At 63.5% G+C, this 25,859-nt stretch carries 27 protein-coding genes; 18 read left to right on the top strand and 9 right to left on the bottom strand.

What is annotated here, in order from left to right:
- Window positions 1-14: 14 nt before the first annotated feature.
- Together prmA and SB765_RS21155 are read right to left on the bottom strand one after the other, a co-directional pair.
- On the bottom strand, window positions 15-893 hold the full coding sequence (gene prmA, locus SB765_RS21160) for a 50S ribosomal protein L11 methyltransferase (RefSeq protein ID WP_341796873.1): 879 nt from the start codon (window positions 891-893) through the stop codon (window positions 15-17).
- Window positions 894-1,093: 200 nt separating this feature from the next.
- On the bottom strand, window positions 1,094-1,549 hold the full coding sequence (locus SB765_RS21155; protein ID WP_410931856.1) for a MaoC family dehydratase: 456 nt from the start codon (window positions 1,547-1,549) through the stop codon (window positions 1,094-1,096).
- A 143-nt stretch (window positions 1,550-1,692) separates the two neighbouring features.
- On the opposite strand from SB765_RS21155, the gene SB765_RS21150 reads away from it, so the two are divergent.
- From SB765_RS21150 to SB765_RS21140, 3 genes are read left to right on the top strand one after another with little or no spacing between them, the layout of a single operon-like run.
- Window positions 1,693-2,055, top strand: coding sequence for a CidA/LrgA family protein (locus SB765_RS21150; protein WP_341796872.1), 363 nt, complete (start codon window positions 1,693-1,695; stop codon window positions 2,053-2,055).
- Window positions 2,052-2,768 carry an LrgB family protein gene (locus SB765_RS21145; protein WP_341796871.1) on the top strand — a complete coding sequence of 239 codons (717 nt, stop codon included), beginning with the start codon at window positions 2,052-2,054 and terminating at the stop codon, window positions 2,766-2,768. Before SB765_RS21150 ends, SB765_RS21145 begins: the two co-directional genes overlap by 4 nt.
- A gap of 9 nt (window positions 2,769-2,777) precedes the next feature.
- Complete coding sequence (locus SB765_RS21140) at window positions 2,778-3,368, top strand: LON peptidase substrate-binding domain-containing protein (RefSeq protein ID WP_016501812.1); 591 nt, start codon at window positions 2,778-2,780, stop codon at window positions 3,366-3,368.
- Between the two features lie 66 nt (window positions 3,369-3,434).
- Here the strand turns inward: SB765_RS21140 and SB765_RS21135 are convergent, their stop codons facing one another.
- Both SB765_RS21135 and SB765_RS21130 read right to left on the bottom strand, forming a co-directional pair.
- Entirely contained in the window at window positions 3,435-4,751 is a 1,317-nt protein-coding gene (locus tag SB765_RS21135) for a bifunctional DedA family/phosphatase PAP2 family protein (protein WP_410911975.1), read from the bottom strand.
- Between the two features lie 2 nt (window positions 4,752-4,753).
- A complete protein-coding gene (locus tag SB765_RS21130) occupies window positions 4,754-5,422 on the bottom strand; it encodes a DNA-3-methyladenine glycosylase (RefSeq protein ID WP_341796869.1) in 669 nt (222 codons plus the stop codon).
- Between the two features lie 330 nt (window positions 5,423-5,752).
- On the opposite strand from SB765_RS21130, the gene SB765_RS21125 reads away from it, so the two are divergent.
- From SB765_RS21125 to SB765_RS21065, 13 genes are all read left to right on the top strand, one after another.
- Complete coding sequence (locus tag SB765_RS21125) at window positions 5,753-7,024, top strand: glutamate-5-semialdehyde dehydrogenase (protein WP_341796868.1); 1,272 nt, start codon at window positions 5,753-5,755, stop codon at window positions 7,022-7,024.
- A gap of 1 nt (window position 7,025) precedes the next feature.
- Window positions 7,026-7,685 (top strand): nicotinate-nucleotide adenylyltransferase, encoded by a 660-nt coding sequence (gene nadD / locus SB765_RS21120; RefSeq protein WP_410911979.1) that lies wholly within the window; start codon window positions 7,026-7,028, stop codon window positions 7,683-7,685.
- A gap of 43 nt (window positions 7,686-7,728) precedes the next feature.
- Entirely contained in the window at window positions 7,729-8,160 is a 432-nt protein-coding gene (gene rsfS / locus SB765_RS21115; protein ID WP_016489366.1) for a ribosome silencing factor, read from the top strand.
- Window positions 8,161-8,169: 9 nt separating this feature from the next.
- Window positions 8,170-8,637 (top strand): 23S rRNA (pseudouridine(1915)-N(3))-methyltransferase RlmH, encoded by a 468-nt coding sequence (gene rlmH / locus SB765_RS21110; protein WP_003249722.1) that lies wholly within the window; start codon window positions 8,170-8,172, stop codon window positions 8,635-8,637.
- Between the two features lie 16 nt (window positions 8,638-8,653).
- Window positions 8,654-10,543: a penicillin-binding protein 2 gene (gene mrdA / locus SB765_RS21105; protein WP_016501807.1), complete on the top strand. Its 1,890-nt coding sequence runs from the start codon at window positions 8,654-8,656 to the stop codon at window positions 10,541-10,543.
- Between the two features lie 38 nt (window positions 10,544-10,581).
- A complete protein-coding gene (gene rodA, locus SB765_RS21100) occupies window positions 10,582-11,685 on the top strand; it encodes a rod shape-determining protein RodA (RefSeq protein ID WP_049275595.1) in 1,104 nt (367 codons plus the stop codon).
- Window positions 11,686-11,702: 17 nt separating this feature from the next.
- Window positions 11,703-12,713 carry a lytic murein transglycosylase B gene (mltB, locus tag SB765_RS21095; protein WP_063422768.1) on the top strand — a complete coding sequence of 337 codons (1,011 nt, stop codon included), beginning with the start codon at window positions 11,703-11,705 and terminating at the stop codon, window positions 12,711-12,713.
- Window positions 12,713-13,714, top strand: a complete 1,002-nt coding sequence (locus SB765_RS21090) for a septal ring lytic transglycosylase RlpA family protein (RefSeq protein WP_341796865.1) — start codon at window positions 12,713-12,715, stop codon at window positions 13,712-13,714. Before mltB ends, SB765_RS21090 begins: the two co-directional genes overlap by 1 nt.
- A gap of 270 nt (window positions 13,715-13,984) precedes the next feature.
- Window positions 13,985-15,145, top strand: a complete 1,161-nt coding sequence (locus SB765_RS21085) for a D-alanyl-D-alanine carboxypeptidase family protein (RefSeq protein ID WP_016489361.1) — start codon at window positions 13,985-13,987, stop codon at window positions 15,143-15,145.
- 73 nt (window positions 15,146-15,218) lie between these two features.
- Window positions 15,219-15,494 carry a DUF493 domain-containing protein gene (locus SB765_RS21080; RefSeq protein ID WP_016501804.1) on the top strand — a complete coding sequence of 92 codons (276 nt, stop codon included), beginning with the start codon at window positions 15,219-15,221 and terminating at the stop codon, window positions 15,492-15,494.
- Entirely contained in the window at window positions 15,494-16,141 is a 648-nt protein-coding gene (gene lipB, locus SB765_RS21075; protein WP_410911985.1) for a lipoyl(octanoyl) transferase LipB, read from the top strand. Before SB765_RS21080 ends, lipB begins: the two co-directional genes overlap by 1 nt.
- Window positions 16,142-16,143: 2 nt before the next feature.
- On the top strand, window positions 16,144-17,160 hold the full coding sequence (gene lipA / locus SB765_RS21070; protein ID WP_016501803.1) for a lipoyl synthase: 1,017 nt from the start codon (window positions 16,144-16,146) through the stop codon (window positions 17,158-17,160).
- Window positions 17,161-17,247: 87 nt separating this feature from the next.
- Entirely contained in the window at window positions 17,248-18,189 is a 942-nt protein-coding gene (locus tag SB765_RS21065; RefSeq protein ID WP_410931855.1) for an LD-carboxypeptidase, read from the top strand.
- Between the two features lie 106 nt (window positions 18,190-18,295).
- On the opposite strand, the gene SB765_RS21060 is transcribed toward SB765_RS21065, so the two are convergent.
- The 5 genes from SB765_RS21060 to leuS form a co-directional block, all read right to left on the bottom strand.
- Complete coding sequence (locus SB765_RS21060) at window positions 18,296-19,612, bottom strand: lytic murein transglycosylase (RefSeq protein ID WP_410931854.1); 1,317 nt, start codon at window positions 19,610-19,612, stop codon at window positions 18,296-18,298.
- Between the two features lie 60 nt (window positions 19,613-19,672).
- Window positions 19,673-19,837, bottom strand: coding sequence for an alternative ribosome rescue factor ArfA (gene arfA, locus SB765_RS21055; protein WP_016501800.1), 165 nt, complete (start codon window positions 19,835-19,837; stop codon window positions 19,673-19,675).
- Between the two features lie 113 nt (window positions 19,838-19,950).
- Entirely contained in the window at window positions 19,951-20,988 is a 1,038-nt protein-coding gene (gene holA, locus SB765_RS21050; RefSeq protein WP_341796861.1) for a DNA polymerase III subunit delta, read from the bottom strand.
- A 39-nt stretch (window positions 20,989-21,027) separates the two neighbouring features.
- Window positions 21,028-21,633 (bottom strand): LPS assembly lipoprotein LptE, encoded by a 606-nt coding sequence (lptE, locus tag SB765_RS21045; protein ID WP_410911993.1) that lies wholly within the window; start codon window positions 21,631-21,633, stop codon window positions 21,028-21,030.
- A 61-nt stretch (window positions 21,634-21,694) separates the two neighbouring features.
- Window positions 21,695-24,301: a leucine--tRNA ligase gene (gene leuS, locus SB765_RS21040; protein WP_410931853.1), complete on the bottom strand. Its 2,607-nt coding sequence runs from the start codon at window positions 24,299-24,301 to the stop codon at window positions 21,695-21,697.
- Window positions 24,302-24,529: 228 nt separating this feature from the next.
- Between leuS and SB765_RS21035 the strand changes: the two genes are divergently transcribed.
- The gene (locus tag SB765_RS21035) at window positions 24,530-24,844 is read left to right on the top strand and encodes a hypothetical protein (protein WP_063422775.1); all 315 of its coding nucleotides are present in this window, start codon (window positions 24,530-24,532) and stop codon (window positions 24,842-24,844) included.
- 135 nt (window positions 24,845-24,979) lie between these two features.
- Entirely contained in the window at window positions 24,980-25,741 is a 762-nt protein-coding gene (locus SB765_RS21030) for a YdcF family protein (protein ID WP_341796858.1), read from the top strand.
- Window positions 25,742-25,859: the final 118 nt, after the last annotated feature.

Raw genomic sequence — 25,859 nt, 5'->3', positions numbered from 1 at the left:
TATTCTAGGCCCGCTTAGCGGCGGCGACCACTGATGCGCACCCAGCCGTCGCGGACGACGATCGGGTCCAGCTCGAAGTCGGCGGCGTAGGCCGCGGCCACCTCCTCGCCCTGTTCGGCCAGAATGCCGGACAGTGCCAGCAGGCCACCAGGGCGCACCAGGCCGGACAACTGCGGCGCCAGCGACACCAGCGGGCCAGCGAGGATGTTGGCGACCAGCACGTCTGCCTGCATGGCCGGCATGTGCTCGGGCAGGTACAGGGCCAGCTTGTCATCGGCGATGCCGTTGCGCTGGGCATTGTCGCGCGAAGCCTCGATGGCCTGCACGTCGATGTCGGTACCGACTGCTTCACGGGCGCCCAGCAGCAGCGAGGCGATGGCCAGGATGCCCGAGCCGCAGCCGAAGTCCAGCACCTGGGTGCCTTCGAGTTGCTGGCCGTCGAGCCATTCCAGGCACAGGGCCGTGGTGGGGTGGGTGCCGGTGCCGAAGGCCAGGCCCGGGTCCAGCAGCAGGTTGACGGCGTCCTTTTCCGGGGCCTCGTGCCAGCTTGGCACGATCCACAGGCGGCGGCCGAAACGCATGGGCTGGAAGTTGTCCATCCAGCTGCGCTCCCAGTCCTGGTCCTCGATCACTTCAGCCTGGTGCTGTGGCAGCTCGGCGCCGGTCAGCAGGCGCAGGTGAGCAAACACCTGCTCGGGCTCGGCATCGGCCTCGAACAGGGCCAGCAGGTGGGTGTGCGACCACAGCGGGGTGGTGTTGAGGTCTGGTTCGAAGATCGGTTGATCTTCGGCGTCCATGAACGTGACCGAGACGGCGCCTACTTCGAGCAGGGCATCTTCGTAGGTTTCGGCTTGTTCCGGGCTGATGGCCAGGCGTACTTGCAGCCAGGGCATGGCGGGCACCTTTGGTAAATCGACAGGGGCAGCCCTAGGCTGCGCGGAGGCTGGCAGTCTACGCGAGTGCGGAAGATTTGTGGATCGGGGGCTGCTGTGCAGCCCATTCGCAGCACAAGGCTGCTCCTACATGAGATCGCATACCCCTGTAGGAGCAGCCTTGTGCTGCGAATGGGGCGCGTAGCGCCCCCGGGGATAAATCAGACGAAACAGAGCGAGAGCGACTCAGCTATATAAGCAGGCTTCTCTTCACCCTCGATTTCCAGCGTGGCAATCGCCTTGAGCAACCACTGCCCCGGCTTTTTCTCCACCACTTCGGCCAGGTCCACTTTCAGCCGAACCTGGCTGTTGACCTTGACCGGCTGAATGAACCGTACGCTGTCCAGCCCATAGTTCACCACCATCTTCAGCCCTTCTGGGAGGACCAGGATGTCCTCGATCAGCTTGGGGATCAGTGACAATGTCAGGAAGCCGTGGGCAATTGTGCCGCCAAACGGGGTTTTGGCCGCCTTTTCAGGGTCGACATGGATGAACTGGAAATCGCCCGTCGCCTCGGCGAACAGGTTGATGCGCTGCTGGTCGATTTTCAGCCACTCGGAGCGGCCCAGTTCCTTACCAACATATTGCGAAAGCTCTGTAACCGGTACATAGGGCATCGCGGACTCTCCAGGTTGTCAGTTGGTACGAAAGTGCAAGATCAGCACGGCGAACCGTTTCAGTCAAGTTGTGTGCTTTTCGGCGAATATCGGTCTATAGCTGCGCGTGCTTATAATGGCGGCCATGCCCGAGGGAGATGCTTATGCTGTTGCGTGGTTTGACCTGGCTGGTGCTGTTCCAGCTGCTGGGGACGGCGATCAATCACCTGTTGGTGCCATTTCTGCCGGGGCCGATCATCGGCCTGGTGCTGCTGTTGTTCTTCCTCATGGCCCGTGGGGAGGTGGGCAAGCCGCTGAACGAGGCGGCCAGCAGCCTGCTGCGATACCTGCCGCTGTTGCTGGTACCGCCAGCAGTGGGGGTGATGGTATATGCCAAGGACATCGCCGCTGACTTCTGGGCGATTGCCGGCGCCTTGCTGATTTCCTGCCTGTTAACGCTGGTGTTTGTTGGTGTGCTGATGCAAAAGCTCATGCATCGCCAGGGCAAGCGCGAGGAGCAGCCATGATGCTCGATTGGCAAGGCGCGCTGAATGCCGTGGTGCACCATCCTTTGTTCGGTATCGGTATTACGCTCGGTGCCTACCAGGTGGTGCTGGCGGCCTACGAGAAAACCCGCTGGATCTTCCTGCAGCCGGTATTGGTGTCGATGTTGCTGGTAATCGGCGTGTTGCTGCTGTGCGGCATCGAATACAGCGAGTACCGCAACAGCACCGAAATCATGAACATCCTGCTGGGCCCCGCCACCGTGGCGCTGGCCGTGCCGCTCTATCTCAACCTGCGGCGTATCCGGCAGCTGTTCTGGCCCACATTTACTACGCTGGTAATCGGGGGGCTGTTCGCCACGCTCTGCTGCCTGTTGCTAGGCTGGTGGTTCGGTGCCGAGCACATGATCCTGATGACCATGGCACCCAAGTCGGTGACCTCGCCAATCGCCATGCTGGTCGCAGAGCAGATTGGTGGTGTGGCGGCGCTGGCGGCAGTGTTCGTACTGATCACCGGGGTGATCGGCGCGATCTTCGGCCCGGCGCTGCTGAGCCGCTTCGGCGTGCACAGCCCTGAGGCGCGCGGCATGTCGTTGGGTGTGACCGCGCATGCGGTGGGTACTTCGGTCGCCCTGCAGGAAGGTGACGAATGCGGCGCTTTTGCCGCGCTGGCGATGAGCTTGATGGGGGTAGCCACGGCAGTGTTCCTGCCGTTGGCGGTCAGCCTGGTGGCTTGAGGAGTTGTGATGACACTACCGCTGTTTCCGCTCAATACCGTGCTGTTCCCGGGTTGCTTTCTCGATTTGCAGATTTTCGAGGCACGCTACCTGGACATGATCGGGCGCTGCATGAAGCAGGGCGAAGGCTTTGGGGTGGTCTGCATCCTGGAGGGCGAGCAGGTTGGCAAGGCGCCACCGATGGTCGCGTCGATCGGCTGTGAAGCAGTGATCCGCGACTTCGTGCAGCAGGACAACGGTTTGCTGGGGATCCGCGTCGAGGGCGTACGGCGCTTCAACCTGGAAAGCACCGAAGTGCAGAAGGACCAGTTGCTGGTGGGGCAGGTGCAATGGCTACCGGAGCAGGCGGACAGCCCGTTGCTCGAGGCCGATGACGACCTGTTGGCGCTGCTGGTGGCGCTGGGCGAGCACCCGATGGTCGAGGCGCTGGACATGCCGCGCCCGGTGGACGGGCGCCAGGCGCTGGCCAATCAGCTGGCGTACCTGCTGCCGTTCATGGAAGAAGACAAGCTGGACCTGCTGACCCTTGACTCGCCGCAGCAGCGATTGGGGGAGATTCAGAAATTGCTGGAGCGGATTCAGGGTGAGCTTTTCGCCTGACCTCTTTGTGCTGCTTGGGCTGGCCTCTTCGCGGGCTTGCCCGCGAAGAGGCCAGTGAGGGCGACATCAGTACTGGTATCTGAGCAAAGCCTGCGGCAGCGCATGCATGGCAAAGAACGCCAGCAGCGCGATACATGCCGGCAACACCAGCCACCACACCCGCAGCGGCAGGGCCGGCAGTGTTTGCTGGCGCTGCACCACTGCCAGGCTAAGCGCACACACGCAGCACGCCAGCAGCGCCCCAGCCAGGATATCGGTCGGCCAGTGCGCCCCCAGGTACACCCGTGACAGGGCAATCGCCAGCGCCGGAATACAACCCAGCATCACCCAAGTCAGGCGCATCCGTGGCGGCTGGCCGCGCCCTGCCAGTACCGCCATCACCAGAAAGAACGCAAACGACGCCGAGCTGTGCCCGCTGGGCATGCTGTAGCTGGTCAGTGGGTCGGTCAGCACTTCCGGCCTTGCGCGGGCGAACAGCCATTTCAGCGTACCGTTGGCGATTGCCGTGCCCATCAGCGCGCCGGCAGCAAAAAAGGCTTGCCGCCATTGCCGGGCAAGCAGCAGCAGGCCGGTCAGCAGGCCGCCAAGAAACAGTTGCGTGCGGAAATCGCCCAGCCGGGTCACCAGTACCACGGCGCCATCGATGGCCTGGCTGCGATGTTCCTGTACCAGTGTCATCACGCCTTGGTCGAACTCGTGCAGGTAAGGCCAGCCAAAAAATACTCCGGCCAAGGCAGCGAAGCTCATGCCGGCGATCAGTCGTGTTCCATGGCGCTGGTCGCGAATGCTGGTGGTCAGGCTAAAGCCGATGATGACTGCCAGGGTGCCGGCGATGATGCCAGCATCCAGCCAGAAGCCTTCCGGCAGCGGCAGGCGCATGGCCGCGCCGGTGGCCCAGCCTGGCAGCAGGTAGGCCACCGACCAGCCGGCGCCGGCCACCAGGCTGACGGCGATGAAGCGCGGCAGGGGCATGTCGAACATGCCGGCGACCATTGGCAGCATGGGCCGCAGCGGCCCGATGAAGCGCCCCACCAGCAGGCTGGCGATGCCGTAGCGCTGGAAGTAGGTTTCGGCGCTGCCGATCCACTCAGGGTGATGGCGCAGCAATGGCAGGCGGCGAATGTTCTGGTGGAAGTGCTTGCCCAACGTGTACGACACCGCGTCGCCCAGCAAACCGCCGAGAAAACCCAGTAGTAATGTTTCGCCCAGGCTGAAGGCGCCACTGCCGGCCAGTACCGCGACGGCGAACAGCAGCACGGTGCCAGGCACGATGATGCCGGCAATGGCCAGGCACTCGATGCAGGCCACCAGGAAAATCGCCAGGCCAAGCCACTGCGGGTTGGCGCTGAGCCAGCCGGTCAGGCTGTCGAGCCATTGGCCCATGTTCAGCTTCCTTGTTCCAGAATGAAGAAGTCACGGCCTTCGACTTGGCCGCGACGTAACGGGTTCCGCGTGCAGAAACGGGCGTACTCGGCGTCGACGAAGCGGTAGGGCAGGTGCTCGTCGCGCCCGTGCGGGATGCCCAGCCGTGCAGTCTGGATCACCCTTGGTACGGCATTGCCGCAATCGTCCACGTACAGCCGCTCGGCGTCAAAGCGCTGGGCGTCCCAGTGGGGCACTTTCAGGCCCAGCGCCCGGCAGAGCAGGGTCTGGCCGGCGCACAGGCGCGCATCCGGGCGCAGCTTGCCGCTGGCGTCGGGGTTATTCAGTTGCATCTGCGCCAGGCTGTTGGGGCCCGAGCGGGCGTCCTGCCAAGGATAGGCAGACTTGATCAGCACCGCGTTACCCGGGCCTTCGGCGCTGAAGTTCAGCGAGTCGCCGCCGCGGGCGTAGTACATGTAGATGTGCCCGCCATCGAGGAACAATGCCTTGCGCTTTTCGGTGTAGCCGAGCGAGGCGTGGCTGCCCTTGTCAGTGAGGTAGTAGGCCTCGGTCTCAATGATGCGCGCAGCCAGCCACAGGTCGCCGTGGCGATGGCGGATTACCTTGCCCAGCAGCGCCTTGGCCACGGTCTGGGCATCACGGTTGAAAAAGCTGTCGGGCAGGGCTGGCATGCGGGCGGTTCGTGGCTGGGGAGGCGGGGATGATAGCAATGAATGGCTTAATCGAGGCTGAATCGGATATCGAAGTTGGCAGTGCCGGCCTCTTCGCGGGTGAACCCGCTCCCACAGGTGTTTCATAGGGCTCAGGCCGTGTGGAATCAGCGTGGGAGCGGGTTCGCCCGCGAAAGGGTCGGAGCAGGGAGAGGAATTTTCGATAAGTGCAGTTACATCTTTCCTGCGCATTGCCTCAGCCATTTTCTACCATCCGCCACCCGCCGCTGGGCGTACACCTGCGCGGCAGTTATAATCAGCCGATTTCCCCTTCGCCAAGACACCGAACCCATGACTGAGTCCGTTCTTGACTACATGACCCGTTTGGGTCGCGCTGCCCGTGAGGCTTCCCGGGTGATCGGCCGTGCCAGCACCGCGCAGAAGAACCGCGCCCTGCAAGCCGCTGCCGATGCGCTGGATGCTGCCCGTGCCGAACTGACTGCCGCCAACGAGCTGGACCTGGCCGCCGGCCGCGCCAATGGCCTTGAGCCGGCGCTGCTCGACCGCCTGGCGCTGACCCCCGCGCGCATCGACGGCATGATCACCGGCCTGCGTCAGGTCGCCAGCCTGCCGGACCCGGTCGGTGCCATCCGCGACATGAGCTACCGCCCATCCGGTATTCAGGTCGGCAAGATGCGCGCACCGCTGGGGGTGATCGGGATCATCTACGAGTCGCGCCCGAACGTGACCATCGATGCCGCCAGCCTGTGCCTGAAGTCGGGTAACGCAACCATCCTGCGTGGCGGCTCCGAAGCCATCCATTCCAACCGCGCCATCGCCACCTGCATCCAGCGTGGCCTGGCTGCTGCGGGCCTGCCGGCCGCCGTGGTGCAGGTGGTCGAGACCACCGACCGCGAAGCCGTGGGTGCGCTGATCAGCATGCCGCAGTTTGTCGACGTCATCGTGCCGCGTGGCGGCCGTGGGCTGATCGAGCGCATCAGCCGCGATGCCCGCGTTCCGGTCATCAAGCACCTGGACGGCATCTGCCACATCTATGTCAGCCAGCATGCCGACCTGGACAAGGCCTGGAACGTGGCCTTCAACGCCAAGACCTACCGTTATGGCATCTGCGGCGCCATGGAAACCCTGCTGGTCGACCAGCAAGTGGCCGAGCGCTTCCTGCCGGAGATGGCCCGCCGCTTCCAAGAGAAGGGCGTGGAGCTGCGTGGCTGCGAGCGTACCCGCGCGCTGATCGAGGCCAAGCCGGCCACTGAAGACGACTGGCACACCGAGTACCTGGACGCGATCCTGTCGATCCGTGTCGTCGATGGCCTGGACCACGCCATCGAGCACATCAACCACTATGGCTCGCACCACACCGACTCGATCATCAGCGAACACCAGGGTGAAGCCCGCCAGTTCATGGCTGAGGTCGACTCGGCGTCGGTCATGCTCAACACCCCGACCTGCTTCGCCGACGGTTTCGAGTACGGGCTGGGTGCGGAAATCGGTATTTCCACCGACAAGCTGCATGCCCGTGGCCCGGTCGGCCTGGAAGGCCTGACCTGCGAGAAGTACGTAGTGATCGGCGACGGCCAGCTGCGCGGTCAGGAGTCCTGCTGAGTTGAGCAAGGCCCAGGCAGTCCGGCGCATCGGCATTCTAGGCGGCACCTTCGACCCCGTGCACATCGGCCACCTGCGCAGCGCGCTGGAAGTGGCCGAGTTCATGGGGCTGGACGAGCTGCGCCTGTTGCCCAACGCCCGGCCGCCGCACCGCGACACCCCGCAGGTGGGCGCGCAGGATCGCCTGGCCATGGTCCGCGAAGCGGTGCAAGGCGTTGCTTGCCTGAGCGTCGATGCCCGCGAGCTGGAAAGGAACAAGCCGTCGTACACCATCGATACGCTGGAATCGATCCGCGCCGAACTGGCCGGCAACGACCAGTTGTTCCTGGTGCTGGGCTGGGATGCCTTCTGTGGCCTGCCTGGTTGGCACCGCTGGGAAGAATTGCTGCAACATTGTCACATCCTGGTGCTGCAACGCCCGGATGCCGACGTAGAACCCCCTGACGAGCTGCGCAACCTGCTGGCTGCGCGCTCGGAGAGCGATCCCGCCGCCATGTCCGGCCCGGCGGGAAATATTTCGTTCGTCTGGCAGACGCCGCTTGCGGTGTCGGCTACACAGATCCGACAGCTGCTGGCCAGCGGCAAATCGGTGAGGTTCCTGGTGCCGGACGCCGTACTGGCCTACATCGAGGCGCACGAACTGTATCGTGCGCCTAACTGACGGTGCCTCTGGCGCCTCATCCAACGAGTTGAACGAGTTTTATATGAGCAAGCAGAAAACCAATGGCATCAGTGGCGAAGAACTGGTCAAACTGACCATTAGCGCTCTGGAAGACGTCAAAGCCCAGGACATCCAGGTTATCGACGTCCGCGAAAAGCACAGCCTGACCGACTACATGATCATTGCCACCGGTACCTCCAACCGCCAGATCAACGCGATGCTGGAAAAGGTCCGTGAAGCGGTCAAGAAACAAGGCGCGCAGCCGCTGGGCGAAGAAGGCAAGGGCGACAGCGACTGGGTTCTGCTGGACCTGAATGACGTCATCGTGCACATGATGACTGCCGCTGCCCGCCAGTTCTACGACCTGGAGCGTCTGTGGGCGGGTGCCGAGCAGAGCCGTGCTGCTGATGCCAAGCATCACAGCCCGGAAAACGCCAGCGCCTACTTCGATGACAAGATCAAAGACCGGGAATAAGGAAGCGTCGTGCGTCTGCGCCTGATCGCGGTCGGCTCGCGCATGCCGAAGTGGGTCGAGGAAGGCTGGCATGAATATGCCAAGCGCCTGCCCGCCGAGCTGTCGCTGGAGCTGGTGGAAATCCCGCTGAATACCCGTGGCAAGAATGCCGATGTCGCCCGCCTGATCCGTCAGGAAGGCGAAGCCATGCTGAGCAAGGTTCAGCCTGGGGAACGCATTGTCACCCTCGAGGTCCATGGCAAGCCTTGGAGCACCGAGCAGCTGGCGACCGAGCTGGACCGCTGGCGCCTGGATGCGCGCACGGTGAATTTGATGGTCGGAGGCCCGGAAGGCCTGGCGCCTGAGGTTTGCGCGCGCGCCGAGCAACGCTGGTCGCTGTCGCCGCTGACCCTGCCGCACCCGTTGGTAAGGATACTCATCGGCGAGCAGATCTACCGCGCCTGGACCGTGTTGTCCGGGCACCCTTACCACAAATGAGCCTGTAAGCAGTCAGATGTCGCAGCCGATCCGCCTCAAGGACCACGAGAAAGACGCCCGCCTGGTGCGCAACCGCGTCGTGGTCGGCGCAGTGGCGATCGTGCTGCTTATTTGCGTGCTGATTGCGCGGCTGTACTACCTGCAGATCATCCAGTACGACTACCACTCGACGCTCTCGGAGAACAACCGGGTGCATGTGCAGCCGATCCCGCCGACCCGCGGGTTGATCTTCGACCGCAACGGGGTGATCGTTGCCGACAACCGGCCCAGCTTCAGCCTGTCGATGACCCGCGAACGTGCGGGTAACTGGCAGGAAGTGCTGGACACCATCGTCGAAGTGCTGGATTTGACAACCGACGACCGGGCCCTGTTCGAGAAGCGCATGCGCCAGGGCCGTCGGCCGTTCGAGCCGGTGCCGATCCTGTTCGAACTCAACGAAGAGCAGATCGCCCGGGTGGCGGTGAACCAGTTCCGCCTGCCAGGCGTGGAAGTGGTGGCCCAGCTGGTGCGGCATTACCCGCAGGGTGCGCATTTCGCCCACTCGGTGGGTTATGTTGGGCGCATCAACGAGAAAGAGCTGAAAACCCTCGACCCGGTGAACTACAGCGGCACTCACCATATCGGCAAGACCGGCATCGAGCGCTTCTACGAAGACGACCTGCACGGCCAGGTCGGCTACGAAGAAGTCGAAACCAACGCTCGGGGGCGCGTGCTGCGGGTGCTCAAGCGCACCGACCCGAAACCGGGCAAGGACATTGTGCTGAGCCTGGACATCAAGCTGCAGGAGGCCGCTGAGGCCGCCCTGGGTGGCCGGCGTGGCGCAGTGGTAGCACTCGACCCACGTACTGGCGAGGTGCTGGCGATGGTCAGCCAGCCAAGCTTCGACCCCAACCTGTTCGTCACCGGCATCAGCTTCAAGGCCTATGCCGAACTGCGCGATTCGATCGACCGGCCGCTGTTCAACCGCGTGCTGCGTGGCCTGTACCCGCCTGGTTCGACCATCAAGCCGGCGGTGGCCATCGCCGGCCTGGACAGTGGCGTGGTCAATGCCAGCAGCCGGGTGTTCGACCCGGGCTATTACCAACTGCCCAACTATGACCACAAATACCGTAACTGGAACCGCTCCGGCGATGGCTGGGTCGACCTGGACACCGCGATCATGCGTTCCAACGACACCTACTTCTACGACCTTGCGCACAAGATGGGCATCGATCGGCTGTCCAGCTACATGAACAGGTTCGGCATCGGCCAGCGGGTTTCCCTCGACATGTTTGAGGAGTCTGCCGGGTTGATGCCGTCGCGCGAATGGAAGCGTGCCACCCGCCGCCAGGCCTGGTTCCCTGGTGAAACCCTGATTCTCGGTATTGGCCAGGGCTACATGCAGGCCACGCCGCTGCAGCTGGCCCAGGCCACTGCGCTGATCGCCAACAAGGGCGTGTGGAACCGCCCGCACCTGGCCAAGACCATCGAAGGCCAGCAGCCTGTGGACGAAAACCCCATGGAAAACATCGTGCTGCGTGACAAGTCCGACTGGGCCAAGGTCACCCATGGCATGGAGCAGGTAATGCACGGCGCCCGCGGTACTGCGCGCAAGGCTGCCGCCGGCGCCCAGTACCGCATTGCCGGCAAGAGCGGTACCGCCCAGGTGGTGGCGATCAAGCAAGGCGAGAAGTACGACCGCAACAAGCTTCAGGAGCGCCACCGCGACCACGCCTTGTTCGTCGCCTTTGCCCCGGCCGAAGCCCCGAAAATCGTGGTATCGGTGATGGTCGAGAACGGTGAGTCCGGCTCGGGCGTGGCTGCGCCCGTGGTACGCCAGATCATGGACGCCTGGCTGCTCGACGAAAATGGCCGGCTCAAGCCCGAGTTCGCGCCTGCCACCGTTACCCAGGAATCGGCCCTGTGATGAACAATTTCGATCGCATGCTCTCCAGTGAGGATGTGATGCGTCGGCGCGCCAGCTTTCTGCAGCGCATCCATGTCGACGGCCCCTTGCTGATCATTCTGCTCACCCTTGCGGCCGGCAGCCTGTTCGTCCTTTATTCGGCCAGTGGCAAGAACTGGGACCTGCTGCTCAAGCAGGCCACCTCGTTCGGCATCGGCCTGGTGTCGATGTTCGTCATCGCCCAGCTGGAGCCGCGCTTCATGGCACGCTGGGTGCCGCTGGCGTACCTGACCGGGGTGTTGTTGCTGGTGGTGGTGGACGTGATGGGCCACAACGCCATGGGCGCCACGCGCTGGATCAACATTCCCGGCGTGATCCGCTTCCAGCCCTCGGAATTCATGAAGATCATCATGCCGGCGACCATCGCCTGGTACCTGTCCAAGCGCACCTTGCCGCCCCACTTGAAGCACGTGGCGATCAGCCTGGTGTTGATCGGCGTGCCGTTCATCCTGATCGTGCGCCAGCCCGACCTGGGCACGGCGCTGCTGATTCTCGCCTCCGGCGCCTTCGTGCTGTTCATGGGTGGCCTGCGTTGGCGCTGGATTCTCAGTGTGCTGACGGCGGCGGTGCCGGTGGCGGTGGCGATGTGGTTTTTCGTCATGCACGACTATCAGAAGCAGCGGGTACTGACCTTCCTCGACCCGGAAAGCGACCCGCTGGGCACGGGCTGGAACATCATCCAGTCCAAGGCGGCGATCGGTTCGGGCGGGGTGTTCGGCAAGGGCTGGCTGCTCGGCACCCAGTCGCACCTGGATTTTCTGCCGGAAAGCCACACCGACTTCATCATCGCCGTACTGGGCGAGGAGTTCGGCCTGGTCGGTATCTGCCTGCTGCTGATTGTCTACCTGCTGCTGATCGGCCGTGGCCTGATGATCACCGCCCAGGCGCAGACCCTGTTTGGCAAGCTGCTCGCGGGCAGCCTGACCATGACCTTCTTTGTATACGTGTTCGTCAATATCGGGATGGTCAGCGGCCTCCTGCCCGTGGTGGGCGTGCCGCTACCCTTCATCAGCTATGGCGGAACATCGTTGGTGACGCTGCTTTCAGCGTTTGGCGTTCTGATGTCGATCCACACGCACCGCAAATGGATCGCACAGGTTTGAATAAGGTGAAGAATTTCATGCAAGCAGTGCGTAACTGGGCTGCCCGTTGTGCGCCGTGGATCGGCGCGGTGGGCCTGTTCGGCGCTGTACAGCTGGCCCATGCCGGCGATTACCAAGGCTCACCGCAGGTGGCCGAGTTTGTTGGCGAAATGAGCCGCGACTATGGTTTTGCCCCTGAGCAGCTGATGGGCGTGTTCCGTGAAGTGCAGCGCAAGCAGTCGATCCTCGACGCCATCTCGCGCCCGGCCGAAAAGGTCAAGCCGTGGAAGGACTACCGGCCGATGTTCCTCACCGACGCGCGTATTGCCCGTGGTGTGGACTTCTGGCGCCAGCACGAGGCCGTGCTGGCCCGTGCCGAGCAGGAATACGGCGTGCCGGCGCAGTACATTGTTTCGATCATCGGTGTGGAAACGTTCTTTGGCCGCAACACCGGCAACTACCGGGTGATCGACGCGCTGTCGACGCTGGGCTTCGATTACCCGCCGCGGGCCGAGTTCTTCCGCAAGGAACTGCGCGAATTCCTGCTGTTGGCCCGTGATGAACAGCTCGACCCGCTGACGCTCAAAGGCTCCTACGCCGGCGCCATGGGCCTGCCGCAGTTCATGCCGAGCAGTTTTCGCAACTACGCGGTGGACTTCGACGGCGATGGCCACATCAATATCTGGAATAACCCGGACGATGCCATCGGCAGCGTCGCCAGCTACTTCAAGCGCCATGGCTGGGTAGCGGGCGGGGGCGTGGTCAGTCGCGCCTGGGTGGACGGTGCACGTGCCGACCAAGGCCTGACCACCGGTATCGAGCCGGTGAAGACGGTAGGGGAGTTGCGCGCGCTTGGCTGGTCGGTTCATGATTCGCTGCGCGATGATCTGCCGGTTACTGCCTTCCGCCTTGAGGGCGACAATGGCCCCGAGTACTGGGTGGGCCTGAAGAACTTCTACGCGATCACTCGCTATAACCGCAGCGTGATGTATGCCATGGCGGTGCATCAGCTTGCGCAACAGCTGGTTCAAGCACGGGGCGTCAAGTAATGCGCGCAATCATTTCTGCCAATTCCTTCAAGCTGTTGACCTGCCTCGCCGTTGGCGTGCTGCTGGCCAGCTGTTCATCCAGCCGCCCGCCCCAGCAAAGCAGTGGCAACGTCGTGCGTGCCCAGCCGGGGCTGGACATCAACCGGGCCCACAAGGACGGCGCGCCGTGGTGGGACGTGGATGTGAACAAGATCCCCGATGCCACGCCGACCGTGCACACCGGCAACTACAAGGCCAACCCCTACACGGTGCTGGGCAAGACTTATTACCCGATGCAGGACTCGCGCAATTACCGCGCCGAGGGCACCGCGTCGTGGTACGGCACCAAGTTCCACGGTCAGAACACCGCCAACGGCGAGCTGTACGACCTGTATGGCATGAGCGCGGCGCACAAGACCCTGCCGCTGCCGGCCTACGTGCGGGTGACCAACCTTGCCAACGGCCGGAGCGTGATCCTGCGGGTGAATGACCGTGGCCCGTTCTATTCGGACCGCATCATCGACCTGTCCTACGCGGCAGCGAAAAAGCTCGGCTATGCCGAGACCGGCACCGCGCATGTGCGTGTCGAGGGTATCGACCCGCAGCAGTGGTGGGCCCAGCGTGGCCAGACGCCGCCGATGGTGCTGAAAGAGCCGCAGGTGGCCCAGACCCAGGCGATCCCGGCCACTACCGGGCGTGTCGAGCAATGGACCCCGCCGGCCCAACAGCATGCAGCGCCGGTAGTGCCGGTGCAGGTCGGGGGCAACAACGTACCTGGCGGCAATGGCGGCAGCTTCCTGCAGGTGGGCGCCTTCGCCAACCCGGACGCCGCCGAACTGCTGCGCTCCAAGCTCAGCACCATGGTCAGCGCACCGGTGTTCATCAGCTCGATCGTGCGCAACCAGCAGACCCTGCACCGCGTGCGCCTGGGGCCGATCGGCAGCCAGGGCGAGATCCAGCAAGCACAAGACAGCATCCGCCTGGCGAACTTGGGGCAGGCCAAGCTGGTCACAGCAGACTGACCGCGTCGTCTTCTTCGCGGGCACGCCCGCTCCCACAGGGGTATGCGACACCCTGTGGGAGCGGGCGTGCCCGCGAAGAAGGCAACACCAAACTGTCGGTTTTGTCATGAATTGCCGGGCGCGGCCATGTACAATGACGGCTTTTGCCCGCAGCGACATAAAGCCGCACATGCGGGCCAGGCCAACGGCCATAAAACTAGACTGACTGGCGCTGGGCACACGATCTTGCCCAGGGAACATCTCAGACCATTAGCGATTTTCGAGAGACGGATGAACATCACCAACCTTGCCAAACGACTTTGCCTGCCTGTACTGCTGATGATCACGCCTGCCGCCTTCGCGGCAGAGCAGATGACGCCGGCACCACCGCAACTGGCAGCCAAGTCCTACGTACTCATGGACGCGTCCAGCGGCAACGTGCTGGTCGAGAACAACGGTGACGAGCGTCTGCCGCCAGCCAGCCTGACCAAGCTGATGACCGCCTACATCGCCACCCTGGACATCCGCCGCGGCCAGATCGGTGAGAACGACCCGGTTACCGTCAGCGAAAACGCCTGGCGTACCGGCGGTTCGCGCATGTTCATCAAGGTCGGCAGCCAGGTGACTGTCAGCGACCTGCTGCACGGCATCATCATCCAGTCCGGCAACGACGCCTCGGTCGCCCTGGCCGAGCACATCGCCGGCAGCGAAGATGCCTTTGCCGACATGATGAACAAGACGGCTGCCGACCTGGGTATGAGCAACAGCCACTTCATGAACCCGACTGGCCTGCCGAACCCGGAGCACTACTCGTCGGCGCATGACATGGCAACCCTGGCCCGTGCGATCATCACCGTCGACCCGGCCCACTACGCCATCTACTCGCAGAAAGAGTTCTTCTGGAACAACATCAAGCAGCCTAACCGCAACCTGCTGCTGTGGCGTGACAAGACCGTCGATGGCCTGAAGACCGGCCACACCGACGAAGCCGGCTACTGCATGGTGGCTTCGGCCGTTCGTGATGGCCAGCGCCTGATCGCCGTGGTGTTCGGCACCAACAGCGAGCAGTCCCGTGCTGCCGAGACCCAGAAGCTGCTGACCTACGGTTTCCGCTTCTTCGAAACCCAGACCTTCTACCAGAAGGGCACCGAGCTGACCCAGGCCCCGGTCTGGAAGGGCGCGACCAGCCAGATCAAGGCTGGCCTGGCCGACGACCTGACCATGACTATGCCTAAAGGCCAATTGAAGCGCCTGCAGGCTTCGATGACCATGAACCCGCAGCTCACCGCGCCAATCGCCAAAGGTGACGTGATCGGCAAAGTGGAAGTCAAACTGGACGAGAAAGTGGTTCACAGCGCCGACCTGATCGCCCTCGATGGCGTCGAGGAAGGTGGTTTCTTCCGCCGTATGTGGGATAGCATCCGTCTATTCTTCTTCGGGTTGTTCAACTGATACGTGACCTGCATGCCCCCGCGTATCTAGCGGGGGTGTTGTTGTTGCCACGGCTTACGAGGCCGTTTCCGCCATGAGCGAACCAGACGTCAAGTCGCACAAGATCGAATTCCCTTGCGCTGATTACCCGATCAAGGTGATCGGCGATACCGTTGTCCATTTCAAGGACACGGTCGTCGAGATCTTGAAGAAATATGCTGAGGTCGACATGAAGACCTTGGCTGAGCGCCAGAGCAAGGAAGGCAAGTACACCACCGTGCAATTGCACATCGTTGCCACCAGCGAAGACCAGTTGCACGACATCAATAGCGCCCTGCGCGCTACCGGCATCGTGAAAATGGTGCTCTGATGTCCGCCTGTCTCGGTTTTCGCGAGCTTGGCCTGCAGCCCTACGAACCGGTGCTGGAGGCCATGCGTCGCTTTACCGAGCAGCGCAGCCCGGACAGCCAGGATGAAATCTGGCTGGTCGAGCACCCCGCAGTCTTCACCCAGGGCCAGGCCGGCAAGGCCGAGCACCTGCTGGTGCCGGGCGACATCCCGGTGGTGCAGACCGACCGCGGTGGCCAGGTGACCTACCATGGCCCCGGTCAGCAGGTGGCCTACCTGCTGCTGGACGTGCGCCGGCTGGGCTTTGGCGTACGCGAGTTGGTCAGCCGTATCGAACAGGCCCTGATCGGCCTGCTCGCCAGTTACGACGTGCAGGCATCGGCCAAGGCCGATGCCCCGGGCGTCTATGTCGACGGAGCGAAGATCGCCTCCCTCGGCCTGCGAATTCGCAACGGCCGTTCGTTCCACGGCCTTGCCCTGAACGTGGACATGGACCTTGCGCCATTCCGCCGAATCAACCCCTGCGGCTATGCGGGGCTGGCCATGACCCAGCTGCGCGACCTGGCAGGTCCGATCGAACTCGACGAGGTCAGGACAAGGCTGCGCGGACAGCTGGTCAAGCACCTCGACTACGCTGAGCAGACGACCCTCACGGGCGGAATCGACTGAATATGACAACTGTGCAAGAAGCCGTGCCGAACCTGATACCTACCCTGGATGCCACCCCGCGCCAAGCGCCGAAAAAGGTGGAAGCCGGGGTCAAACTGCGTGGTGCCGACAAAGTCGCGCGCATCCCGGTAAAGATCATCCCGACCGATGAGCTGCCGAAAAAGCCTGACTGGATCCGCGTGCGTATCCCGGTTTCGCCCGAGGTAGACCGCATCAAGCAACTGCTGCGCAAGCACAAGCTGCACAGCGTGTGCGAAGAGGCCTCCTGCCCGAACCTGGGTGAGTGCTTCTCTGGTGGCACCGCCACCTTCATGATCATGGGTGACATCTGCACCCGTCGTTGCCCGTTCTGTGACGTTGGCCACGGCCGACCGAAACCGCTGGACCTGGACGAGCCAAAAAACCTGGCGGTCGCCATTGCCGACCTGCGCCTGAAGTACGTGGTGATCACCTCGGTGGACCGCGACGACCTGCGTGATGGCGGCGCCCAGCACTTTGCCGACTGCATCCGCGAAATTCGTGCGCTGTCGCCGGGTGTGCAGTTGGAAACCCTGGTGCCGGACTACCGTGGCCGCATGGACGTTGCGTTGGCGATCACTGCGCAAGAGCCGCCAGATGTGTTCAACCACAACCTCGAGACCGTGCCGCGCCTGTACAAGGCCGCGCGCCCGGGTTCCGATTACGACTGGTCGCTGGACCTGCTGCAGAAGTTCAAGCAGATGGTGCCGCACGTACCTACCAAGTCGGGCCTGATGCTCGGCCTGGGCGAGACTGACGAAGAAGTGATCGAGGTGATGCACCGCATGCGTGAGCATGAAATCGACATGCTCACCCTCGGCCAGTACTTGCAGCCATCGCGTAGCCACCTGCCGGTGCAACGTTTCGTTCACCCGGACACCTTCGCCTGGTTCGCCGAGGAAGGTTACAAGATGGGCTTCAAGAACGTCGCCTCCGGCCCGCTGGTGCGTTCTTCGTACCACGCTGACCAGCAAGCTCACGAAGCCAAGATCAAGCTCTGAGCCAAAAGCAGAGCTACGTATGCCGATGCACGCCGAAAGGCGGCATCGGCATTTTTATTTGTGCCACCTGCGCTGCAAGGAGCCGCGATGAATTGCGCCGAAACTGTCCAACCCAGCCTGTCAGCCGCGCTGCCGGCTAACGCCTGCTTTGCCATTGTCGCGCCGGCAGGCGCGGCGCGTCTGGATACGTACAAGGTCAGCCAGTGGTTTGCTGACCGCGGCTACCGTTGCCGTATCTACCCAGGTGCCCTGCAAGCGCAGGGTTACCTGGCAGGGCCGGACCAGCAGCGCCTGCAGGACCTGCACGATGCCTTTGCCGACCCGGCCATCGACGCCATCCTGTGCATGCGCGGGGGCTATGGCAGCATGCGTTTGCTCGATCAGCTCGACTTCGAGCTCATTCGCCGCAACCCTAAACCGTTGATCGGCTACAGCGACATTACTGCACTGCACACTGCTATCTACCGGCATTGCGGCGGGCTGGTTACCTTCCACGGGGGGATGCTGAATGCCGATCTGCTGGGGGCCAAGTTGCCGCCGACCGAATCGTCGTTGTTGGCACAGTTGGGTGGGCTTGTGCGGGGCGGCGAGCAGATCGCGCACCCGGCGGACTATGCCTTGACCACGGTGTTGCCGGGTGTGGCCAGCGGGCCGCTGCTGGGCGGCAACCTGTCGATGCTGGGGGCGACCATGGGGACGCTTGCCGAGCTGGATACTCAGGGCTGCATCCTGTTCATCGAGGACGTCAACGAGCCGTTGTACCGGGTGGACCGGCTGCTGACCCAGTTACGCCTGGCGGGCAAGCTGGAGGGGATCAAGGGTGTGCTGGTAGGGGACTTTGCCGGGATCACCCCGGCGGCGTTGGCGCCGTTGCTGGAGGATACCTTCGCGCCCTTGGGTGTGCCGGTGCTGGCGGGGTGGCGCAGTGGGCATTGCGACCCGAATGTGTGCTTGCCGCTGGGGGCTCGGGTCAGGCTGGACAGTGATCGGCAGAGCCTGGTGCTGGAGCAGGACCTGTTCAAGGTTTGAGATTGTCGGGGCTGCTTTGCAGCCCATCGCGGCACAAGGCCGCTCCTACAGGGAATTGCGATACATTGCAGTTACGCGGTTGGCTGCAGGAGCGCCCTCAGCAATCTCACGGCTGACGCAGGCTCTCGAGCAGCTTGTGGGTCGGGTAGCCATCTGCTGGCCACCCCAGCCCCTGCTGGGCGGTGCGAATGGCCTTGCGGGTATTGGCGCCGATGATGCCATCGGCATTGCCGGCCTCGTGCCCACGGCTGTTCAGCAAGTTCTGCAGCTCCATGCGCTCGCTGCGGCTCAATGGCAGGTCTTCTTTCGGCCAACTGCCGGCAATGAAGCCCCAACCACTGAAGCGATCCCCCAGCAGGCTCACCGCCAAGGCGTAGGACGACGAGTTGTTGTACTTGAGGATTGCACGGAAGTTGTCCAGCACCAAAAACGCCGGGCCACGTGCGCCCGCTGGCAGCAGCAGGGCGGCTGACAGCTGGTTGCTGTTGGCGGGCAATTGCGTGCCTGCAGGCAGTGTCACACCCATCGCCAGCCACTCGCTGACCGGTTTGCGCAGCGCGCCATCGGCTTGCCAGAAATCGAAACCAGCCGGCACTTGTACCTCGAAGCCCCATGGCTGACCACGCTTCCAGCCCGAGCTTTGCAGGTAATGCGCCGTCGAGGCCAGGGCATCCGGCGTACTGTTCCAGATGTCGCGACGGCCATCGCCGTCGAAGTCCACGGCATGGGTGTTGTAGGTGGTCGGGATGAACTGGGTCTGGCCCATGGCACCGGCCCACGAACCACGCATGGCTTCAGGCTGGATGTCGCCATGCTGGATAATTTGCAGCGCGGCGATCAGCTGGTCCTGGGCGAACTGCGGGCGACGGCCCTCATAGGCCAGCGTGGCCAGCGAGCGAATCACCGACTTGTTGCCCTGGAACTGGCCAAAGTTGCTTTCCATGCCCCACACGGCGACCAGCACCTGGCGGTCGACGCCATAGCGTTGCTCGAGGCGGGTCAGCAGCTCGGCGTTCTGCTCCAGCAGCTTCTTGCCATTGCGCACGCGCAGAGGCGACAGGGCGCCTTCAAGGTATTCCCATACCGGGCGGGTGAACTCTGGCTGGCTGCGGTCAGCCTTGATCACGTCCATGTCGGGGGTGACGCCGAGGAAGGCGCTGTCGAACGTGCTCGGCGAGATGCCGGCTTGCAGGGCTTGCTGGCGGAAGCCTGCTTGCCATTGGGCGAAGGTTTGCAGAGGCTGGATTTCAGTGCTGACGTCAGGCGTTGTGCCGGGCACAGTCACCACTGGAGCGGGTTGGGCAGGGGCCAGCGGCAGTGCGTCGGCAGCGGTGGGTTTTTCCGCGCAGGCCACGAGCAGGATGAAGCTGGAGGCCGCGATCAGCTGGCGGGTTTCCCAACGGGGGAGAAGACGGAAGAGCATGCACAGATCCAGAATTGCAGGTCAGGTGACGACCATACCATGCCTGCGCTTGCGATGCTTTCATGCTGCCAAAAAGTAGGAAGCCTCCCAATCTCTCGATTGGAAGGCTTCGCGGCGGTAGCTGCCTTTGCCCTTGTCCGGTTGTTCCTGGCGGCAGCGGAACAGGGGTTGGGCGACGATGGACTTGGCCTTGTTGGGGCCGTGCTTTTTCGGCTTTTTGCTCATGGTGGGCTTCCCGGGTTGGGTGGGGATTCGGGGCGCACTGTAGGGCTTGGTGCGGGGTGGGGCCAATTGATTGTGTTTATGGCTTGGATCTTGGGGCCGCAAAGCGGCCCCGGCTATTGCGAAGGTAACGACAGGCGCTGACCCGCCATCAACAGCGACAAGCGCGCCAGACCTGTCCAGGGCGAACCCTCGGCCTGGCCCTTGATCTGCGCATCGATACGCTGGGCATCCTGCAACAACTGCCCCCAGCGTTGCGCTGACAAGCGTTGCAGGGCTTTGCTGACCAGCGGTCGGCGTTTGTCCCAGATCGGCGGGCGGGCCTGGCTAAAGGCTTTGTCCAGCGGCACGCCTTGGCTGAACTGTTGGGCCAGCCCGGCCAGTTGGCGCAGTTCACGGGCCAGGGCCCAGAGGATCACGGGCGGCTCTACGCCTTCACCACGCAAGCCTTCGAGCATGCGCAGGGCATGCGCCGCTTCGCCGTTGAGAATGGCGTCGACCAGGCCGAAGACATCGAAGCGGGCGCTGTCGGCGACTGCAGCCTGCACGGTTTCCACGGTGATCTGGTTGCCGTCGGCGAGCAGCTTGAGCTTTTCGATTTCCTGCGCGGCGGCTAGCAGGTTGCCTTCCACGCGCGCAGCGATCAGGTCGACAGCGTCCCGTTGCGCCGACAGGCCGGCTTGCTGCAGCCGCTGGTTGATCCACTGTGGCAGCTGGTGCACATCCACCGGCCAGATCTGGATGAACTGGCAGTGGGCACCTTCGATCAAGGCCTTGCCCCATTTGGTCTTCTGCGCGCTGCCGTCGAGCTTGGGCAGGCTGACCAGCAGCACGGTGTCTTCGGCGGGCCTGGCGCAGTATTCGATCAGCGCGGCGGCGCCCTTGTCACCAGGCTTGCCCGAGGGCAGGCGCAGTTCCAGCAGGCGGCGCTGGGCGAACAGCGACAGGCTGGCGCCAGCCTGGAGCAGGGTGCCCCAGTCGAAGTTGGCGTCGGCACTGAATACCTGACGTTCGTCGAAACCTTGCTGACGTGCCGCGTTGCGGATGGCGTCAGCGGCTTCCTGGCACAGCAGCGGGTCGTCGCCGCTGACTACGTAGACCGGTGCCAAGGCGCCTTGCAGGTGCTTGTTGAGTTGGGCGGGGGCGAGTTTCATGGGAAACAGGTGGGGCACCCGAGGGTGCCCCACGCGGGCTTAGTTGCCCGGCACTTCCAGTGGCGACTGCTGAGGCGTGTCGGCCTGCTGGCGGCGCGCAGCTTCCAGCGCGTCGGCTTCGGCCTTGGCGCGCTCGTCGGCTTTACGCTGCAGCTCGTCCAGCTGGGACGGGCTCAGCATCTGCAGGCGCACGACCATGGCATTGACCAGGTCGCGGCGCATTTCTTCACGCGCGCGGTTGGCTTCCTGCTCGGAACCGGTGATGTTCGAGCCGTCACGCACGTAGATCTTGCGCACTTCCAGCTTGTCGCTCAGCAGTTCCAGGTTGTTCAGGCCTTGGATGCTGTAGTTCAGCTCCGTGGTCAGCTCGTACTCGGCGGTACGGTTGCCGCTGCTGTAGGTTGCCGAGCGCTCGCGCTCCTGCTCGTTGGTCAACACCAGGCGGTAAGGCGCGCCGGCATGCACGTTGACACCGCTACGCTCCAGTACCTCTCGGAGCTGGACCACGGTCGGGCCGTAGGCATTGCGTGCGCTGACGTCCATTTCCTTCACACTCAGCTCGGTGGAGCCGGTGCCGCGCAGCTGGAAACCGCAGGCGCTGAGCATGACCGCCAGGCCGATTACCAGCAAATTGCGTTTGATCATGTTGTTGCTCCCTTGTGGGCCTGTACCGCCCACCCGCAGCCACTGCGGGTGGGCGTTTTCATCAGTTGGCGACGATGTTGACCAGCTTGCCCGGTACCACGATGACCTTGCGGATGGTGAGGCCATCGATGAAGCGCAGGACATTCTCGTTGCTGCGGGCGGCGGCTTCGACTTCTTCGCGGCTGGCTGCGGCAGGCATCTCGACCTGGCCGCGCAGTTTACCGTTGACCTGAACCACCAGGGTAACGGTGTCCTGCACCAGTGCCTGCTCGTCGACGCTCGGCCAGGCGGCATCGATTACCGACCCTGCGTGGCCCAGGTGCTGCCACAGCGCGTGGGAAATGTGCGGGGTGATCGGCGACAGCAGCAGGGTGACGGCTTCCAGGCCTTCGTGCAGCAGGGCTCGGTCCTGCTCGCTGGCTTGCGGGGCCTTTTCCAGCACGTTCATCACGGTCATCACCTGGGCAATGGCGGTGTTGAACTTGTGGAACTGGCCTACATCATTGCTGGCCTGCTTGATGGCGGCGTGGATGGCGCGGCGGATGACTTTCTGCGCGTCGTCCAGGCCGGCGACATCCAGCTTGCCCGGCAGGCCCTGGCTGACGTGAGCCTGGGCCAGGCGCCAGACACGGCGCAGGAAGCGGCTGGCACCTTCGACGCCAGAGTCGGACCATTCCAGGCTCATGTCGGGCGGCGAGGCGAACATCATGAACAGGCGGCAGGTGTCGGCGCCGTAGGCTTCGATCATCGATTGCGGGTCGACGCCGTTGTTCTTCGACTTCGACATCTTCTCGGTGCCGCCGATTTCCACCGGCAGGCCGTCGGTCTTCAGGCGGGCGCCGATGATCTTGGCCTTGGCATCGCGCTCGATTTCGACATCGGCCGGGTTGAACCAATCCTTGCCGCCGTTGCTGGCCACGCGGTAGTAGGTTTCAGCGACCACCATGCCCTGGGTCAGCAGGTTCTTGAACGGCTCGTTCGAGGTGACCAGGCCTTCGTCGCGCATCAGCTTGTGGAAGAAGCGCGCGTACAGCAGGTGCAGGATCGCGTGTTCGATACCACCGATGTACTGGTCGACGGGCAGCCAGTGGTTGGCGGCTTTCGGGTCGACCAGGCCCTTGTCGTAATTAGGCGAGGCGTAGCGGGCAAAGTACCAGGACGACTCGACGAAGGTGTCCATGGTGTCGGTTTCGCGCTTGGCCGCGGTGCCGCATTTCGGGCAGGTGCATTCGTAGAATTCAGGCATGCGCGCCAGTGGCGAGCCGGCACCGTCCGGTACCACGTTCTCCGGCAGAGTGACCGGCAGCTGGTCTTCCGGCACCGGTACGTCGCCGCAGGACGGGCAGTGGATGATCGGAATCGGGCAGCCCCAGTAGCGCTGGCGGCTGATACCCCAGTCGCGCAGGCGGAACTGGGTACGCGACTTGCCCAGTTCCTTGCGGATCAGGGCGGCTTCGATGGCGTCGAAGGCGCCGGCGAAGTCCAGGCCGTCAAACTCGCCGGAGTTGATCAGTTGGCCGTGCTCGCCATAGGCGGCCTGCCACTCGCTGCCGACTTCATCGCCAGCGCTGTTGCGTACCACGGCCTTGACCGGCAGCTTGTACTTGTGGGCGAACTCGAAGTCGCGCTCGTCGTGGGCCGGCACGGCCATTACCGCGCCATCGCCGTAGTGCATCAGCACGTAGTTGGCGACCCATACCGGCAGCTTCTCGCCGGTCAGCGGGTGCTCGACCAGCAGGGAAGTGGCCATGCCCTTCTTCTCCTGGGTGGCCATGTCGGCTTCGGCAACGCTGCCGCTCTTGCACTCGTCGATGAACGCCTGCAGCGCCGGGTTGCCCTGGGCGGCCTGGGTGGCCAGCGGATGCTCGGCGGCGACGGCGACGTAGGTCGCGCCCATCAGCGTGTCCGGGCGGGTGGTGAAGACCTTCAGGGTGCCTTCGTGGCCGATGCTGGCCTGGTCGTACGGGAACTGTACTTCCATGCCGCGCGACTTGCCGATCCAGTTGCGCTGCATGGTCTTGACCTGCTCAGGCCAGCCCGGCAGTTCGTCGAGGCTTTCCAGCAGCTCGTCGGCGTAGTCGGTGATGCGGAAGTAGTACATCGGGATTTCGCGCTTTTCGATCAGCGCGCCCGAACGCCAGCCACGGCCGTCGATGACCTGCTCGTTGGCCAGTACGGTCTGGTCAGCCGGGTCCCAGTTCACGGTACCGTTCTTGCGGTAGATGATGCCTTTCTCGAACAGGCGGGTGAACAGCCACTGCTCCCAACGGTAGTAGTCGGGTTTGCAGGTGGTCACTTCACGTGCCCAGTCGATGGCAAGGCCCAGACTCTTGAGCTGGGTCTTCATGTAGTCGATGTTTTCGTAGGTCCACTTGGCCGGGGCGACGTTGTTTTTCATCGCCGCGTTTTCCGCGGGCATGCCGAAAGCGTCCCAGCCCATCGGCTGCAGGACGTTCTTGCCCAGCATGCGCTGGTAGCGGGCAATCACGTCGCCGATGGTGTAGTTGCGCACGTGGCCCATGTGTAGCTTGCCGCTCGGGTACGGGAACATCGATAGGCAATAGTAGGTGTCTTTGCCTGGCTGTTCGGTAACAGCGAACGATTGTTGCTCGTCCCAGAAGTTCTGGGCGGCGGCTTCGATATCACGGGGCGTGTATTGTTCGTGCATGGCTACTTTTGGCTGAGAGAGAAGAGACCTTGTTCCAGGCAGCGGAACCTCGCTGCAACCGGTACTCCGGTGTCGTTTAGAGTGAACGCCGTAGCATACAGCAGCGTTGCGCATCGTGGGAAACCTTCGTTGCGAATGCCCGCTGGTCGCGGCAGGCGGCTGCTTTTCATTGCGCCGCTAAGCTCAGGTGTGGGGGGAGATATTCTTTATCTTCAATGAGGTGAACGGATGGGAGAGACGCAGCTACCCGCAATCAAGCCGGAGCTTTACGAACGTCTGATCGACCGGCTTGGCCTGGCGCTGGAAACCGCCAGGACCTCGGTTCGATTGCGCGACGAGATGCCGGCCGAGCTGGAATTGCGCGGCCTGAGCCACGCAGAGTTCGAAGTGATCAAGGCCTACCTGGAATCGCTCCCGGTGCGCCAGAGTGCCTGTGCCGGCAGTTACCCACAAGCGGAGCCGACATCGGCCAAGATCATCTGGCTCAAGGACAAGAAACGCCCCGCCAATACGGCGAGATCCAGGACGCTGCCACATCGCTAGCCGTTCAGGATGCCAGCCGCAGGCCATCGCGCGCCGGTTCTTCAATATCACACAGCTCACGATTGGCGCCGGTCGCACCCTTGTTGACCGGCGCCGATCCTTTTAGGCTGCACCCCTGCCAAGGAGGTGTGGCCGATGCCGATCCGATTCTTCATCAAACAATGGCTGATGCCGCCGGGCATCCTGTTGCTGCTGTTGCTTGCGGCGTGGTGGCTGCGTGCACGGCGGCCACGGCTGGCGGCGCTGTGCTTTGCCATGGGGCTGGGTGGCCTATGGCTGATGAGCCTGCCGCTGGTGGTGCAGGAAACCGCCCGTGTGCTGGAAAGTGAGCCGCCGCTGGCCGTGAGCGACTGGGCGGGCCTGGCGAGCCGGGCGGATGCCATTGTGGTGCTGGGCGCCGGGCGCGAGCGCGGGGACCCGGCCTGGGGTGGCGGTGACCAGCCCACGGCCACGGCACTGGAGCGTATGCGCTTTGCCGCGCGGCTGGCCAAGGCCTCGGGCCTGCCAGTGTTGACCAGTGGTGGACTGCATTACGGCACGCCGCCCAGCGAGGCGAGGCTGATGGCGGAACGCCTGCATGAAGATTTCGCTGTCGAGGTGAAATGGCGCGAAGAGGCCAGCCGCACGACCTGGGAAAATGCTCAGCTGACGGCCAAGGTCTTGCAGCCTTTGGGGTTTCGCCGGGTGGTGCTGGTGACCCAGGCCTGGCACATGCAGCGCTCACGCTGGAGTTTTGAACAGGCGGGGTTCGAGGTGGTGCCAGCGCCGGTGGGGTTCCTTGGGCGCGATCATGCGCGACCGTTTGCCGGGCTGCTGCCCGAGAGCCGGGCGATGTGGCAGAGCGGTCAGTTGCTGAATGAGGTGGTGGGGCTGGTGGGGTATCGGGTGTTCTATTGAAACTTGTGCTACCTGTACCGGCCTCTTCGCGGGCTTGCCCGCTCCCACAGAATTAGCGCAGCCTTCGAGGCGTGTGCAGTACCTGTGGGAGCGGGCAAGCCCGCGAAGAGGCCGGTAC

Source organism: Pseudomonas sp. SIMBA_067, from assembly GCF_046534675.1.
GTDB classification, from domain to species: domain Bacteria; phylum Pseudomonadota; class Gammaproteobacteria; order Pseudomonadales; family Pseudomonadaceae; genus Aquipseudomonas; species Aquipseudomonas putida.
The sequence above is the reverse complement of the archived record's forward strand: the minus strand, read 5'-3'. Positions and strand labels throughout refer to the sequence as shown.